This window comes from Symmachiella macrocystis (assembly GCF_007860075.1).
Taxonomy (GTDB): Bacteria; Planctomycetota; Planctomycetia; order Planctomycetales; family Planctomycetaceae; genus Symmachiella; species Symmachiella macrocystis.
This window is the reverse complement of sequence record NZ_SJPP01000001.1, coordinates 2,084,530-2,100,721: the sequence shown is the minus strand read 5'-3', so window position 1 is coordinate 2,100,721 and position 16,192 is coordinate 2,084,530. Positions and strand designations below refer to the sequence as shown.

The 16,192-nt window shown below is 54.8% G+C and carries 9 protein-coding genes; 2 read left to right on the top strand and 7 right to left on the bottom strand.

The features are described from left to right. Window positions 1–235: 235 nt before the first annotated feature. From CA54_RS08210 to CA54_RS08195, 4 genes are all read right to left on the bottom strand, one after another. Window positions 236–4,186 carry a CHAT domain-containing protein gene (locus tag CA54_RS08210; RefSeq protein ID WP_146370319.1) on the bottom strand — a complete coding sequence of 1,317 codons (3,951 nt, stop codon included), beginning with the start codon at window positions 4,184–4,186 and terminating at the stop codon, window positions 236–238. Continuing rightward, a complete protein-coding gene (locus CA54_RS08205; RefSeq protein ID WP_146370318.1) occupies window positions 4,183–8,034 on the bottom strand; it encodes a tandem-95 repeat protein in 3,852 nt (1,283 codons plus the stop codon). The genes CA54_RS08210 and CA54_RS08205 overlap by 4 nt, the downstream gene beginning before the upstream one ends. Before the next feature lie 114 nt (window positions 8,035–8,148). Further along, on the bottom strand, window positions 8,149–8,928 hold the full coding sequence (locus tag CA54_RS08200; protein ID WP_146370317.1) for a DUF4384 domain-containing protein: 780 nt from the start codon (window positions 8,926–8,928) through the stop codon (window positions 8,149–8,151). 17 nt (window positions 8,929–8,945) lie between these two features. Then, window positions 8,946–11,000, bottom strand: coding sequence for a serine/threonine-protein kinase (locus tag CA54_RS08195; RefSeq protein WP_146370316.1), 2,055 nt, complete (start codon window positions 10,998–11,000; stop codon window positions 8,946–8,948). A gap of 549 nt (window positions 11,001–11,549) precedes the next feature. Here CA54_RS08195 and CA54_RS08190 point away from each other — a divergent pair. Beyond that, entirely contained in the window at window positions 11,550–11,789 is a 240-nt protein-coding gene (locus tag CA54_RS08190) for a hypothetical protein (RefSeq protein WP_146370315.1), read from the top strand. 10 nt (window positions 11,790–11,799) lie between these two features. Here the strand turns inward: CA54_RS08190 and CA54_RS08185 are convergent, their stop codons facing one another. The 3 genes from CA54_RS08185 to CA54_RS08175 form a co-directional block, all read right to left on the bottom strand. Beyond that, window positions 11,800–12,852, bottom strand: a complete 1,053-nt coding sequence (locus tag CA54_RS08185; protein WP_146370314.1) for a peptidyl-alpha-hydroxyglycine alpha-amidating lyase family protein — start codon at window positions 12,850–12,852, stop codon at window positions 11,800–11,802. Between the two features lie 73 nt (window positions 12,853–12,925). Further along, window positions 12,926–13,270, bottom strand: a complete 345-nt coding sequence (locus tag CA54_RS08180; protein WP_146370313.1) for a 4a-hydroxytetrahydrobiopterin dehydratase — start codon at window positions 13,268–13,270, stop codon at window positions 12,926–12,928. Between the two features lie 25 nt (window positions 13,271–13,295). Beyond that, the gene (locus CA54_RS08175) at window positions 13,296–14,069 is read right to left on the bottom strand and encodes an SDR family NAD(P)-dependent oxidoreductase (protein ID WP_146370312.1); all 774 of its coding nucleotides are present in this window, start codon (window positions 14,067–14,069) and stop codon (window positions 13,296–13,298) included. Window positions 14,070–14,487: 418 nt separating this feature from the next. Here CA54_RS08175 and CA54_RS08170 point away from each other — a divergent pair, with 418 nt between their 5' ends. Next, complete coding sequence (locus CA54_RS08170) at window positions 14,488–16,047, top strand: sialate O-acetylesterase (protein WP_146370311.1); 1,560 nt, start codon at window positions 14,488–14,490, stop codon at window positions 16,045–16,047. Window positions 16,048–16,192: the final 145 nt, after the last annotated feature.

Sequence of the window (16,192 nt, the reverse complement as noted above, 5' to 3'; positions counted from 1 at the left end):
GATCCGCAGTTTCTGGAAAGGTCAACCGGGACAATCCACCGCAACGATTCCGACGGAATGTCGGCACAATTTTCCAGCCATACATTGAAGTGTGGCTCGCGAAATGCTTCTAAGCAAACTCTCTGCGTAAGTTTCCGTGGTTGTGAATCGTAATCGTAGGAAAAGCAGCGGTTGTATGCGGAAATCGATATAGTGAGCCGCTCGATGCAGGGGGTTTTTCCGAGTGCTGTAAGCGTTATTTTCGCGATAAGTCGCCCAATCCGTCGTGTGAGAGCGGCCGTTGAGGGACCGACGGATCTTCCACGCCAGGACCAATCAATACGAACGGTGCCCAGAAGAAGGGGTGAGACCACCGGGAATTATTACGGACGCGGCGGCGGGCTGTTTGTAATGCTTTGGCATAGTTGACCGGCTGATCCGATTTGGACTGATTGGCCATCTCTTCAAAGAATTCTCCCACCAGTTCCGAGGTGGACTCATCTTCGACCGTCCAGTGACTGGCAACCACGCGCCGCGCACCCGCTTTGAAAAAGGCGCGTGCCAGGCTAAAGCCAGCCTCCATCGTTCCATCCGGACCGACATTGGTTTCACAGGCACTGAGTACAGCTAACTCGCATTGGTTGAGTTTCAAGGTATAGATTTCATTCAGCGCCAGCACACCGTCAGACTGTTTTGCATCCGACGCATTGTGGGGCGGCGTTAACAGAATGCCTCCCAACAGGTTGCCATGCTGTTGGTCAACGAACGCATGAGCGGCAAAGTGCAAATAACGTTGCCCCGGCAATGCTGCCAGCACGTTGGTCTCAGTCGCTTGCTCACCCCGCAGCACAGTCACGCGTTTCTGGTCAAACAGGCTAGCGACGCGACGACTTTCCGCGTCGGTGTTCGGTAACCGGTCGACTTGGCCCCGCATGCCGAGATAGTCACTGCCAATCGGATCGGCTGCAGCTACTAATTTCTGAGAACGATTTGAAAGCGGATAGGCCGGATCGCCGATCGTAAGCAAGGTCGCAGCACCGCGCGTATCGTTGCGCGGCTGCGCTACGAGCGCGGCCAGGGCACCCGCGGAAGGAGCATATGAAATCGGCGGAAATTCATCCAAGACATACCGCGGTTGCGGTTTATCGCTAAGCACCAATGCTTCCAAGGGAAGTTTATGCAGCGCACCGTCCGGAACAACGATCAGCCGGTCGGGCTTCGATTGACGAATGTGATCCCGTACCGCTGCCGGCAATAGAATATCGGCCATGGCTGTGGAACTTGGTCCGAATGCATCTTCCTCTTTTTTGATGCGTTTTCTTCGGACACCGCGCACAGACTCGACCCCGTCGACCATCAACGATTGCAGGTAGTTGTCGACTAACACGTCTGCGCGGGCGCGGGTTAATGGCAAAGGCTTTTTAGTAACCTGGATCCCGGCGGGGGTGGGGATATTAACACGCTGTCGTTTCAGTCCGCGAGTCGACAACGCCATGCGCTGTTGCCGTGCTGTGACCACGTTTGCATTCACGTGATATCCGACCGGGATGTCCAACATAAAGACTTCCGGTTGTTTCATTTGGTCGCCGATAACCACCAAATAACCGCGACTGCGGCCCAAATAGTAGTACAACAGCATCGTTCCCGGACGGACCACTTCGCGTTGCAGTTGGCTCCATTGGTTTAGGTTTTTGACCAGCAGATTGCGGTATTGAGGACTGGCATCGAGAATCTGATGCCAGATTTTGGCATATTCATCTTGGGCGTGTTGCAACTCGGCCACGAGTAGTTGGGTCTCTTCACTGGTGGCATCCGACTCGGCCATCTGTTGTGCCTGGGAGCGCACGTGATTGATGCGGCGCTTGAGGTTCTGTTCTTTTTGCAACAGTGGTTCATCCGCTGTGCCGTATAGTCCCTGGCGGGGATCGACACCAGCTGATTTGAGTTGGTCAAGAAACGTGCGGCTGCGACCTCGTTCGGCATAGGCCAAGGCTTGTGCGAAATCTCCGTCGCGGAGGCTTAGGTGAAATACGGCGTCAAAAGCGGGGGCAAATTGCGAGAAGAAGTCAGCGCGATGTTGTTCTGCTCCATACGTATCGACACGAGTCTCTTCGGCGATGTCGATCGCTTCGTCTAGCAATTCTCGCGATTCCAGTTCATCACCGTCCAGGTGCCGAAGCTGCGCCAGCTTCCACAAACTGACGAATCGCATGACGGGATAGGTGTCGGAATCGCCGTCGAGTACATGCAATGCTGCCCGATACGATTGTTCTGCTTGTTTCAAATCGCCCTGCAATTGCGCCGTCGCACCCAGATAGTTATAACTCCGCGCGGTGAGGGCATGTTGTCCCAATTTTTGTTGTTGCTGGAGAACCTGTTTCCAGAGTGCATCGGCCTGTGCATAGTCCTTATCGACCAGTGCGACAATCGCCAAGCAGTGTTGAGCCGAGCTCATCACAGGGCCGTCGGGGACGTTCATTTGTTCGCAGAGTTGCAGCGTCTTATTGGCGAATTCTCGAGTCTTTTCAAAATCCTCTTCAGCGGTATACATCGTTGCCAAAGCGCAATAGACCGCGGGTTCGCTGACCGAATTGGCGGACGACATCCCCGACGACTTGGCGATAGTGAGTGCTTCTTCACATTGCTTAATCGCTTCGGCGTATTGACCTTGGGACTTGTAGGTTTTTGCCAGGTTGAGCAATAAGTTACCGCGATGGCCGTCCGCCTTTGTGCCGCACTTGCGGCAGATTTCGATGCCGCGGCGGTACAGTCTCACGGCTGTGGAATAATTCGCGGCTAAGGCTGCGTTGGTCGCAAGCAGGTTGTAGGTTTCAGCGAGATCGCGATCTTCCGGCAGTGCGTATTGCTGGTAGAGTTGGAGACACTCTTCGCACAGCGCGTTGGCTTCGGCCAGATTGCCTGTTGCCTGTTCGACGAGCGCTAAGTTATTCAAAGTGCGCGGCAACTGGCTGAGGTCCAGCGGATCCTGCTGCCGTCGCACCTTTAAAGCTTGTGTCAAAAACCGGCGGGCCTCGGGATAGGAGCCAACAGCTGCGTGCAATGCGCCGCGCTCACTGGTGAGGTGATAGGCCGGTAGGCTGTCCTTGGACCAATTCCAGGGCTGATCCGAAACCAATTCGACCGCTTGTCGGTATTGTTGTGTGTAGCGCAGCAGGTCTTTGAGCTTCCAAAATGCATTCATCGACTCCAACGAGTCGTGGCCTTTCCCGGCCGCATGTTGAATGATGTTTTTGTAAAGTTGTTCCGCTTGTTCGGCGGCTTGTCGCGCGGCGTCGGATTGGCCATAGCGATTCAATAGAATCGAGTACTGGCTGTACAGATCGCCGCGAGACATCGCAGTCGCGAGACTGTCGTTGGTATTGAGTGCCAAGGCGCTCTTCAGGGCACCAATCGCACGACCGAGATCACCCATCGCCTCGTATTGATTTGCGAGTTCGGCCAATAGTATTTGTCGGCCTCGTACGTAATCATGAGTGGCGGATAATCTCAGGAGTGATTGCAACTGGGCGACAGATTGTTCGGCCTGTCCCGTTTTGCGAAGTGCCCGAGCCAAATTGTGGCCCAGGACGATTTGGTCTCTCAGCGGCAACGCCTCGCGATGGTCGCGCAGTATCGTCTCTGCAAAATTTGCAGCCGTCCGCCAGCGCCGGTCTGTGATGTCTTGCTCTTCAAGACGATCGGCGATCATAGCCAACGTCACCAGTCCCTCCATTTTCAGGACCGGGTCCAACGGACGATCGACCTGGAGTGCTAGCGCTTGCTGATAGAAACGTTCTGCCTGCCGGTAATGTGCCAATGTGAAGTAGCATTTACCCAGTCGTATGTCGGTGGATCGCAGGCGGCTCGATTCTCCCGCTGTTTCCAACGCCGTCCGCAATCCGACCCCCAGTTGGATGGCTTTATCGTAATGTCCCAACCGATAATAGATCTCAAACAATTGCTCCGTACAGATCCGGCGAGTGGCAATGTCCTGCGGGTCTTGTTCGGATGTTTCATCGTAGACTTGCCGAAACAATTGCTCGGCCTGCAGGAAACGACCTGCATTGTAGGCCACATGCGCCTGTTGCATGATGTCACGATGAGACGGCGACGCAGTGACCGACTGGCCATCTGCCAAGATCGCGACGAGCAGTCCACAGCAAAGGATTGCTGCGCGCGGGAGATGAGTCATTTTAGCGCCATTCATGACTTGGGATTCTCGTTGAGGGGGGGAGAAAACCTGCGTGTACGCGCTGCTTTGCGCTGCTGCGTACTTTTCCGATGGGAGACATGCCCGGCGGCGATCGTTGTTGCGATGACAGCCAGCACCGATTGGTCGACATGTGTTGGGGTGAGTTCATCGCCGGAACCAAAATAGGACTCCGAGTCTTCCGCAGGCACTGGGGCAGTGTGCCACATTTCGTCGACAGCTTGCTGTGATTCATCTCCTACAGGTTGCTGCCAGGGGACCATCGCTGGAACAGATGGCACCAAATTGGCATCGCTTTCGGCCAAGATGACGGGCTGAACATCCTCTGGATTCACAGCGTCCTTATTATGGGCTGTCGAGCTTTGTTCGATGATCCGGTCAAAGACAAACGCGCTTTCATCCCCTTCAAAATAGGCGGAGTTCAGCAACAAGTCATCGTCGACAGGCACGGCCCAGCTTCCGGTCCGAAGTTGCATCGCGTTATTACTATCAGCCACCAACGCGCCGTTACCACCAGCGGCATCTACGTCGCCCAGAGGCGCATCAGAATGCGCGTCCGTAAATTGTCCCGCAGCTTGCGGGTCAGTCACCCCACCGCCGGCGAGGGAGTACAGACCAAGGTCGTTGTCCGATCCGTGAAATATGAAATAGTTCGATTCAACGACATCGGTCACATAATTCAGATGCAAAGCTTGCGAAGACGTTTGGGCCGCGACCGCGTCTGAAATGGCGATCGCTGCCTGCGAAGAACTGATGAGTTCATTCGTCGAGTCAAATGGATTCTCAATACCTGTATCAACGTCATTCAATACCAGTGGTGGCGGTTGGACATCAATCGTGACTACGGCCGCTGCCGAGGTTGAGTCCGACCCGACGATTCTGTAGCTAAAGCTGTCTTGACCGACATAGTCGGCATCGGGTGTATAGATAAACGCCCCACTGGTATGCAATCTAACCGTTCCGTGTGCCGGTCCGGAGACAAGTTCCACCTGCCCAATGTCTCCATCGGCGGGGTTGTCATTGTTCAAGACGCCACCATCACTGACCAACAATGGTGTGTTTGCAATGACCGCAAAGTCATCACCCTCGGCTGTCGGCAATCGGGCCACTGACAATGTCACTGTCGATGTCTCAGAAATGGCACTGCCATCGCTGGCCGCGTAGGTGAATTGATCGATTCCATAAAAACCCGCATCGGGAATATACGAGAACGTACCATCGGATGCCAAAATCACCCGACCATGGGCTGCCCCTCGGATCAACACCGCTTGCAGATCGGATGACTCCACATCCAAGTCGTTGTCGAGCACGCTTTCGTTCGTGTTCAATCGACTATTTTGCCAAAGCTGATACGAGTCATCTTCGGAAAGCGGAGTGTCATTTTGTGATATCACCGTGATCGAGAATGTCGTATCCACCCATTCCCCGCCGGTATCTCGTGCACGAATGGTGATGTCCGACGCCCCGAATTGATTCGAGGCTAAATTCACCGCCAATTTTCCGGTCACCGGGTCAATGGAGATGTCGGAGAAGAGCAGGGGGTTGGTATTGTTGGTCACCGTATAATCTAGCGCCGAATCCACATCCTCCACATCGTTAAACGCGTCGAACAAATCGATGAGGTTGAGGCGAGAATCCTCAAGAACGGTAATGTTCGCAATTCCGACTGTGGTCGGTGTGTCATTCTCGGGCGCGACTGTCACCGTGAAAGTGGTCTCAATAAACTGGCCTTCCGTGTCGGTCGCCCGTACGGTGATCAAGCTCGTTCCGAAGGCGTTTGCCGCATAGGACAGCGTGAGTGTTCCCGCGCCGCCATCAATGTTGATGCCGAAAAACAGGCCGGCGTTTGTGTTGCCGGTGATCGAGTAGATCAAAGCTGAGTCGGCATCTTCAACATCGGCGAATGCGGTGAACAGATTGATCACCGTATCCGCTGCGTCTTCAGCAACAGAGACATTACCGACCCCAGACGTTGTAGGATCATCATTTTCCGCTGCAACGTTTACCGTAAATGCCGTTTCGACATAAGCGCCATCGCTATCGGTGGCCCGTACGGTAATGACCGAACTGCCGTAGGCGTTTGCATCGAACTGAAGCGTCAATGTACCGGCCACACCATTAATGAGGATCCCCGAAAAGAGCGCGGCATTCGTATTGCCCGTGATGGTGTACGTTAGATCGGCATCCGCGCTTTCATTATCGTTGAAGGCAGTAAAGAGGTCGACCACCGCATCGGCGCCGTCTTCAGTAGTGTTGACGTCGCTGATTCCAGCCGTCGTCGGTGGGGTGTTATCGAATAATACTTGAAGAAAGAGATCCGAACCGCCCGAGGAAACGACTGTCTCCGTTGAGGCGGTGGGATCCAGGTCCGTAGTGCCAAAGACCGAACCGGTACTCAACAGCCGACCGTTGATGTCGATGGCGATACCATAGGCAAATGCGTCGCCCGTGCCGGAGGAGGTGGCCGCCCATTGAAATTCACCTGCTGAGTTCAGTTTTACGGAAAAGGCTGAATGGGAAGCCGTTGAAATCAGGTTGAAAATATCGAGCCCCAAGGGGTTAAAGTCAGCTGTGTTTTGATATTCTCCAACCACAAAGACGTTGTTATTAGAATCGACATCCACGCCGTAGGCGTAATCTTCGTCTTCTCCCCCCATGCTGGCGGTCCAAAGCAGTGCTCCGGATGAATCTAGTTTTGTGACAAATATATCGTAGCCGCCTTCGCTGTTTAGCGAGGTGACACCCGCACCTGGGTCAAAGTCGACCGTGCCTGTGTAGCTGCCGACAAACACAATATTGTCATCCGCATCGACCACCACGTCTCGCGCAACGTTCTCACCCGCCCCCCGAGTGGTGGCGGCCCATAAAAACGCACCATCCGAGTCAAACTTCGAGACGAACGTATCGAAGCTATCGGCACCACTGATTCCGAAGGACATACCGGACCCCGTATCGAAGTTGACAGTGTCCATGTAGTAACCGGTCGTCACGATATTGCCTGACGAATCCAAGTCGATTCCTGAGATCCCGTCAATGCGGCCGGCACCGAATGTTTCGACCCAGACCATATCACCGTCGCTGTCCATTTTTGCGAGATACGCGTCGAAAGAACCGTTGGAGTCGATCGGTGCGATGACTCCAGCGAGCGGGTCGAAGTCCGCTGATCCGGTAAATGATCCGGCGGCATAAACACTACCGGCAGCGTCGACTGCGAGATCATTTCCGGAAATGAAGCCGGCGCCGATGAAGGTATTGCTCCAAACATATTCGCCGGCAGCATCGAGTTTAAGTACGAACGCGTCGGCGGTACTGCCTCCAGCTTTGACGTCCGTATCAACGCCGGGATCGAAATCGACGCCGACTGTGCCGTCGAAGTTTCCAATGACATAAATCTTGCCGCTTGCATCCACCGAAATACCCTGTCCGGTGTCGTCCCCCGTCCCGCCAAAACCTTTGGCCCACAAAAAGTTGCCATCAGAGTCGTACTTCGCAATGAATGCGTCGCTGCCTCCATTGCTCACCAACTCGGTCACACCGGCCGTCGGATCAAAATCAACAGTCCCGCGAAACTCACCGGTGACATAAACATTCCCTGCGCTATCGGTGTCCAACTCATAACCAACATCGTCCTGGTTATCGCCAACTCCGAAGGCAAATCCTAGGTCGGCGGACAGAAGCGTCCGTCCTTCCATGCATTCGAAATCTAACCGCCGAAATAGTGCGAGTTCGCACCGATCTCTGCCCAGTCCCATCATTTGCCGCAGGCGCGGAGTTCGCGCATCGGCTGGTAGCCCGATGATGCGTTCCAGCTTGCGGATAAGATGTTCGCCGATGTTTCCCAGCATAGTGGTTCCCACGATTGGCACCGAAGACCGTTTGAAGTTCAGTTCTTCCTTGAAATAATTTGAGGAGCCATTACTCAGGATAGCGAGCAGATTCTGAAACGAATTGCGAAGGGGTCATTCGCGACTCGACAAGGGAATCGTCAAAAATAGGTCGGGTTTCACTTTGTCATCGTAGGAACCGACGACCACCGTTTTGCCGGTATGGCCTGGTTTGGTTTTGGGTTGCCAGGACATACCTCGCAATCGAATCCGCGGTCCATTCAGGTCCCGACGCTGGGGCCGGCCCTTTCCTGGATTCACATTCATCGCCGTGTTGAAGACGCGGTCTTGCTGTTTTTTCAGCTGTGAGCGCTGGCTTTTCGTCAATTGTGCCGGTTCGGTGAAAGCTTCGGTCGATGTCAATTCCGGCCGTTTTTCAGGTGTAGCGAAGACCATCAGGCGTTCAATGCCCAATGGGGGCGTGACTTCAAAATAACCATCTTGTGGAATCGTCAGTGGTTTGCCCGGCTCCAAACGCGGAACGTATCCGGCCGAATCATGTCGGTCGGGGACTAAAAAACTCCGCAACCCGTGGCTTGATTCATGAAACACATACAGAAACAATTCCGTATCGGCTTCGACCACTAAGCGAAACTCCTGCCCTATTTTGAATGTGTGTTTCGCCTCATCGACGGCCGATTCGGTACCATCCTCGTTGCGAAGAATGATTGAGTACCGCAAGGACGTGACCCGTTTCAGGCCCGTTGTCGATAGACCTTCGCCGACAACCTTGCCATCGCTGTCGACTTGGCGGCGCGGCGCGGATGTGTTGGATGAACTGTCGTCAGCGAATGCGCTGAGGGCCGATCCGGCAGTCAAAACGGCAACGCACAGCGTGACAAAGTAGCGAATCATGGTGGTACCTCCCCTGTTCAATTCTCAGTGCTCCGGTTCACAACATGCAACGGAACGGCTTTCCTGGCCCACCACGTTGCCGGCGGTATTGGGGGCTTGGTGAACGGGTAGGGTTCTCCCGTCTTCAATTTTTGAATCACAGCTTGAAAAATAGACGGCTTCGCAAACGCCGCTTCCAAGTTGTGCAGATCGCCTTTTGTGTACATGGCGCCGAATTGGCCTTGTACAAAATGGTCCCGTTTATCGAAATTAAGCGGAGCAGCAGAATTCGGTCGTTGCGGCGCACCTTGCAATGGATCGCTTTCGGTGAGATACAACACCACGAGATCGTCACCCTCTGAAGCGGCACTCGGTTCAAAGGCAGTGAGCCAACGTCCCGATTCAAGCGGCTTGGTCCAATGAAATTGAAACAAGTTACCGTCGCTGCCAAAGACAAGCATCGTGAGATAGCCGCCATTGGGGGCGCGGACGCGGATCGTGGCAAATTCATCCGGTTGTGGAATTTCGTCGTCATCGACAAACACGGTTTCGGATGGTTTGCCGGCAACCAGCATCTGAACGTCCAAATTGCTGTCGTGCCGCCATTGTGGGGCCGATTGAAGTTCCAACAGCCATTGAGCCGTGTGCAGAAAACTGTCGTTGTTGTAAGCTGCGAGCACTTTCGCTTCGTCATCCGCAGCATATGCGGGAATCATGGGGGTTGCGAGATTTTCAAATGGACGTCCCAACAACTCATCGCCCTGCGGAGCACGTGCGACTGGCTGGGTTGCGGAGGAATGTTGCCAACCTGCCGCAGCCACCACCGCCAATGCACCCATAATCCCCGCGATTAAAGCAAAAACTCGGACCTTGTGTTTGTGTTCGCCCGTATCAGCCAACGGCGAGGCGGTAATGCGATTGGCAAATGGCAACAACGCTGCAATCACTTCGGCACACGATTGATAGCGGTCCTGTGGATAGTGCGCCAACATGCGACGAATAACCGTCGATAGTTCCGGTGGGACATCCTCGCGAAAGTCAGTCGCATTGGGCCGCGGCGCACTCACCACCGCGCACAGCAACTCTTCGCGCGTCTCGCTCACAAACGGCATCCGCCCGGTCAGCATGTAAAACAAAGTACAACCCAGGCTGTAAATGTCCGCAGCCGCCGTCACGCTCTGCGCATCGGCCCATTGTTCGGGAGCCATTACTTCCGGTGTGCCTAAGGAGACCGCTCCCTGGGTCAGTTGTGACGAACTTCGGCGCTTCGTCGATTCCGGATCCCGCAGTTGCGCGATTCCCAAATCGAGAACCTTCAAGCCGCCGTCCGGTGTGACCATGATGTTGGCCGGTTTGATATCGCGATGGATCACACCGCGGTCATGCGCGTGCGCCAAGACTTCGGCGACGGTGATCACCGAATCAATCGCCATGCCGATCGACATCTCACCGCCGTCGCTGTAAAGTTCCTCGACATACTGTTTGAGGTTTCGCCCACGAACGTATTCGATCGCAATGAATTGAACGTCCCGGTCGTGCCCCGCGTGGAAAATAGTCGTGAGATGTGCGTGTTGCAGTTGCGCCAGCAGCTGTGCTTCCCGTTGAAAGCGTTCCAAGTTCAAGCTGGCATCTGACTGTCCAATTCCGGTGGCGGTCTGAATCGTCTTGATCGCTTCTAACCGCGGCAAACGCGTGTTGCGGGCTTTGAACACATCTCCCATCCCGCCGCTGCCCAGCTTTTCCAGCAGGATATAGTGGTCTAGCCACAAATCCTCGGGCTTACCCGCCATTGTTTTTTGTGCTTGAAACGACGTCAGCACCGGAAACCGTTCATCGGACCCGGAATTCCAACTCGCATCCATCAATTGCAGTTGCGCGAGAATGGGGACCAAGTCCTCCGGCGAGCCGGCTGCCTCGGCAGCTGCATCCCATTCCTCAAGCGTAATTAATTGCAGTTCAATGAGTTTTTGTTTTGCCAACGCTGCTTCGAGAATGGGGCGCGTATCGATGGCGACAGCCACTGTAGAGTCGGCGGCGATGAGTTGCGATTCATCACTTTGTGGAGAAATTGCGTTATCGATAACGGCAGCCACTGTTGAAACCTCTGGTGTGACGAAAAAGTCTGACTGTAGTTTGCAAAAAAGTCGGCAATCCGTTCGCCATGATCAATCTCGAAAGAGAACGGTCCACAATGCGCAAGAATGAACCGCAGTGAAACCCTAGGTTGCGTATCATGACCTGTCAAAAATCCCCGACCGACCCCCGCGTGTATAGCTGGCCGTCGTTCCCGCAGCATTGGTGGAACGGTCCCTATCGTCACAACCCGTACCGCGCGAACTGCCGGCGTTTGTTCGTGTCGTTCAGTCAGCCACCGCTGCAACTTTGCCAATGCGGGTTGTAACTCTTGCCGAATTGGCGGTTCGAGATGGACTGAGATAGAAGTCGCGCGATCCGCAGCGCGGGAATTTGCAGGAATGCAACCAAATACCAAACCCAAGGTTGCGGCGGACGGGTTGCCCCAGCAACGGATTTTAGCCGCATTTGGCATTTGTCTTGCGTATGCCAATGGCGTGACATGACGTGACGTCTGTTCACGAGCCAAAAACAATCAATCGCAATCATGACCAGGGGGGAACCTGAGAATGTCCGCGTGCTTTAATAGAAATCCGCAAAAAACATCCTGCGATATCGATACACTGCAGGCGATCTGCCAAACATCCACCGTAAAAGCGACCGTGGATGCCATTGTTGACGATATGGCGCGGCGCCGCATCGACCTATCACAGGTCACACTCGACGAGATGAAAGGGTATCTCACCACGGCGCTGCGGCGGTGCGACAAATCCGCAACCGCCCTTCGCCCGCCGAAATGTGTAACTTGATTTCGCTCGGCTATTTACTTTTGGCCGGCGCGCGTTGGGTCACCGGAACGAATTTTTGCGCCCGTTCGCCGTAGATGTCGCCCACATACAGATTGCCCTGCGAGTCCTGTGCAATACAGTGCACACCGACCGCTTCGCCCGGCTTCAGCCGCGAGACGTCCGGTTTGTCTTTGTTCTCGCCGATGTCGCCCAGGGGGATCGACCAGACTTGTTGGACGCGGCCATCGGTGTTGAAACGCATGAACAATTGGTCCTTGTATTCCGGCGCTTTGCCGTCCCGGACCCACCAGTGGGGTGACGATCCGCAGACCCAGACTTCATCTTTTTTGTTGATCGAAATCCCCCAAGGCATGATTAAATTGGACCATTGATCGACCAATTCGCCCTCCTGCGTAAAGATCTGAATCCGCGCGCTGTTGCGATCGGCGACATACAACAAGCCTTGGGAGTCGAGTTGAATCGCGTGCGGCAAGACAAACTTGCCCGGTTCCGTACCGTAACTCCCCCAGGCCTTCACAAACTTGCCGTCCTTGTCGAAATGCACAATCCGGCGATTCCCATAACCATCGGTGACGAAAATATCCCCTTTTGGCGTAATCACCATATCGGTCGGCATATTGAAATGCAGCTCATCATCCCCTTTTTCACCGCGGACGCCGAGCGTCTGTAGCAGTTCTCCTTCGGGAGTAAATTTCTGCACGACATGCAAACCAAAATCGGCCACCCAGATGTTCCCATCGGGACCGATCCGCAATTGGTGTGGATTGAGGAATCGATCCTTGCCCCAAGAACGGACGAATTCGCCGCTGGCCGAATAGACCTGAACCGGATCAGGGCCTTTGCGAAAGAACCACACCTGATCCTTGTCATCGACTGCTAACCCGGACACCCAACCGGCACCGCTAATGGATTCCGGCCGTTGCGGCCATGCGGGATCAACATCGTATTCGGTGATCGTCGGGGCCACCGCATGCGTTGGATTCTGTGCCACCGTCTGATCGATGAACAGGGACAATGCTGCCAATGCCGACATCAAGGTGAGCACGGAATATCGATAGTTCATAGGGCCAATTCCTGGTGATGAAGGTTTACGAAGATGAGTCTATCAAGATTGAGGGGCGGTCGAAATCCAACCGTCAATGTACCCAGGTTTTTGGGTACCCGTCGAACGGCGAATCCTCGCCGGGCTGCCACAACACGATCTCGTCAATGCGTTTCGCCAGAGCAATGTCTAATTGCGTGATACCTTTCACGCGATGCGTCTGCAGTTTGACGATCACTTGCGCATACCCCAACGCTAAATCGGGGTGATGATAGGCCGCATCAGCGAGATAGCCGATTGTGCTGGCCAGCATCAGTGTGTGCGACCAGCCGGGAGTTTTGTAGAGCCGGCGAATCCAGCCGTCACGATATTCCCACTCGGGCATCGATTCCAGCGTCTGCTTGATTTCTTCGTCGGACAATTGAATGTAATTGGGCATGGTCTTTTCCTTTCAGATTCTGGACCTATCGAATGGCCCCTCCGTTGGCTGAGATGACTTGTCCCGTAATGTAGTCGGCATCGTGCGAAACCAAAAAGCGGGCCAGTTTGGCAATATCTTCCGGCGTGCCCCAGCGCTGCAGCGGCGTTTCCGCCAACACCCGTGCTTGCCACGTCTCGCTCGCATTATCACCCCAGGCGGTTTGAATCCACCCCGGCGCAATGCAATTCACGCGGACCTGCGGTGCGACACTCACCGCTAACGAGCGGGTGAACCCCATGACCGCATTTTTCGCGGTTGCAAACAATTCTCCGCTGTCCCCCTCCATGCCTCGATCCGCCTGATCCCAACCGATATTGAGAATCACGCCGTGACCTGACTTCTGCATACGGTGACCGACCTCTTTGCCAATCAGTACCGCTGACCGCACATCGACATCCAACAGCTTTTGTAGCTTTTCACCATAGTCCAACGTCGCTCCGTCGCCCGTCAATAGATCCACACCGGCATTGTTGATCCAGATGTCGAGGCCGTCCCAGTGACTCCAAGCCGCGTCGATCAGCTTCTGTGCGGAATCGGGTTGTCCCACATCAGCGGAAAGCAGATGAGCTTCGCCGCCGGTCGATTGAATCTCCTCACACACCGCGGTAGCCGCCTCCAGTGATTGACGGCAATGCACAATCGTTCGCGCTCCTCCGCGCGCCAACTCCAAAGCAATCGCACGACCGATGCCTGTCGACGCACCGGTAACGACCGCCCTGAGCGAGGACAAATCCGCGAACTGTTTCCCGTCTGTCATGGCCGCACCGTAAAAAAACGCCTGTTGGTTCCGTATCTGTTCAAACGATCGATCAACAATGAGTGAAATCAAACGCGTGCCCTGAAAGGGTTCGTCCTCGTAGCCTAGAGTAAGCGGCAACGCCCCGCCACCCTCGGAGAATGGGCTCCGTTTGCGACTCCAGGCTACGATGAGTTACGCCTTCGGCGTAAAAAGGTAAATGTCGAATCGGCCGTCGTCGGCTTCGTGACGATTGTCCTTGCTCATCCAATCGATCGGTCGCCTACCCCACCCCACTCTACATGCGGCGCCTTCCCTATGTCCATCGACAGACCGTCGTATCGAGCCGCCGATAGGGTTGAACCGGGGTGCGCCTCAGAGTAGAAGTGAGGTAGTGACATCGTGACTTTTATACTTTGAGATTCAAGGAACCCTGCCCATGCCCGCGCTACACCGGAATTTGCTCCTGACCGGTTGTTTGTTACTTGCCGTTTTTTCCACCACACAATCGACGCGCGCAGACGTCAAGATGCCGGCGCTGTTCGGCGACCATATGGTTTTGCAACAAGGGCAGCCGATCCCGATCTGGGGCTGGGCCGATCCCGGCGAACAAGTGCGGGTGACGCTTGGCGGAGACGTTCGCACGGTCACCGCCGATGCGGAGGGCCGGTGGAAGGTCCTGCTCGGCAAATTGAGCGCCGGCGGCCCGCACAAGTTGGAGATTCAGGGAAACAATGCCCTGACGCTCAGCGACGTGCTTATCGGCGAGGTCTGGGTTTGCTCCGGCCAATCGAACATGCAGTGGGACGTATCACGGTCGAATGATAGCGACCTAGAAATCGCCTCGGCGAAGTATCCCAACATTCGGCTAATCACCGTTCCCCAAGTCGGCACGCAGGAACCACAGGACGATTTCAAAGGTAAATGGGAACTTTGTTCGCCTGAAACGGTTCCCTCGTTTTCCGCCGTTGGCTATTTCTTCGGCCGCCAATTGTACCAGACCTTGGATGTACCGATCGGGCTGATCGACAACTCTTGGGGTGGCTCCTCCGCCGAAGCTTGGGTGCGCCGGGATCTTCTTGAAGCTGATGCCCAGTATGGCCCGCTGATGGAGCGTTGGGAAAAAACCGAATCGACTTACGACCACGACAAAGCTGTGGCCAACTACAAGGAAAAATTGGCCGCTTGGAAAACCAAGAAAGAGGCGGGTGAAAAAGTTGGCAATCAACCGCGTGCCCCGCGCAATCCGCTGACCAATCAACATCGCCCAGGCAACCTGTACAACGGCGTGCTTAAGCCGGTGATCGGTTACGGTATTCGCGGCGCGATTTGGTACCAGGGTGAATCCAATGCCGGCCGTGCCTATCAATACCGCAACTTGTTTCCGCTCATGATTCAAAACTGGCGCGACGAATGGGGCCAAGGCGATTTCCCGTTTTACTTCGTGCAATTGGCCGACTTCCGCAACGAAGTTCCCGGACCGGCCGATTCGGCCTGGGCCGAACTGCGTGAAGCCCAAACCATGACGATGTCCAAATTACCCAACACAGGTGAAGCGGTAATCCTCAATCTGGGTGAGTCGAGTGACATCCACCCCAAAAACAAACAAGACGTCGCCAAACGTCTCGCCCGCTGGGCACTGGCCCACGATTACGGCATGGATATCGTCTATCGCAGCCCCATTTATAAATCGATGGAGACCGACGGCAATAAAAGCGTGCTCACGTTCGACCACGTGGGCGGCGGGTTGGATACCTTTGACGTGCCGCAACTGATCGGCTTCACGATTGCTGGAGAAGACCAAAAGTTTGTACCGGCGACCGCCAAGATCATCGGCAAAAACCAAATCGAGGTGACCAGCGATCAAATCGAAGCCCCCGTGGCGGTTCGCTACGCTTGGGCCGACAACCCCGTATGCAACGTGCAAAACGTCGAAGGCCTGCCGCTCACACCGTTTCGTACCGACGACTGGAAAGGTGTGACAGCGGATTCACACTAACCATCCATCGATGCATGAAGGCAAATCCCCCCAACCCCCCGGTTCTGCCGGGGGGTTTTTGTTTTTCAGGTCCCATAATTCAAAGCAATTCGTTTCGTCGCCGCTAGACAAATCCTGCAATCGCGTGGATCAACACAGTAGTTGT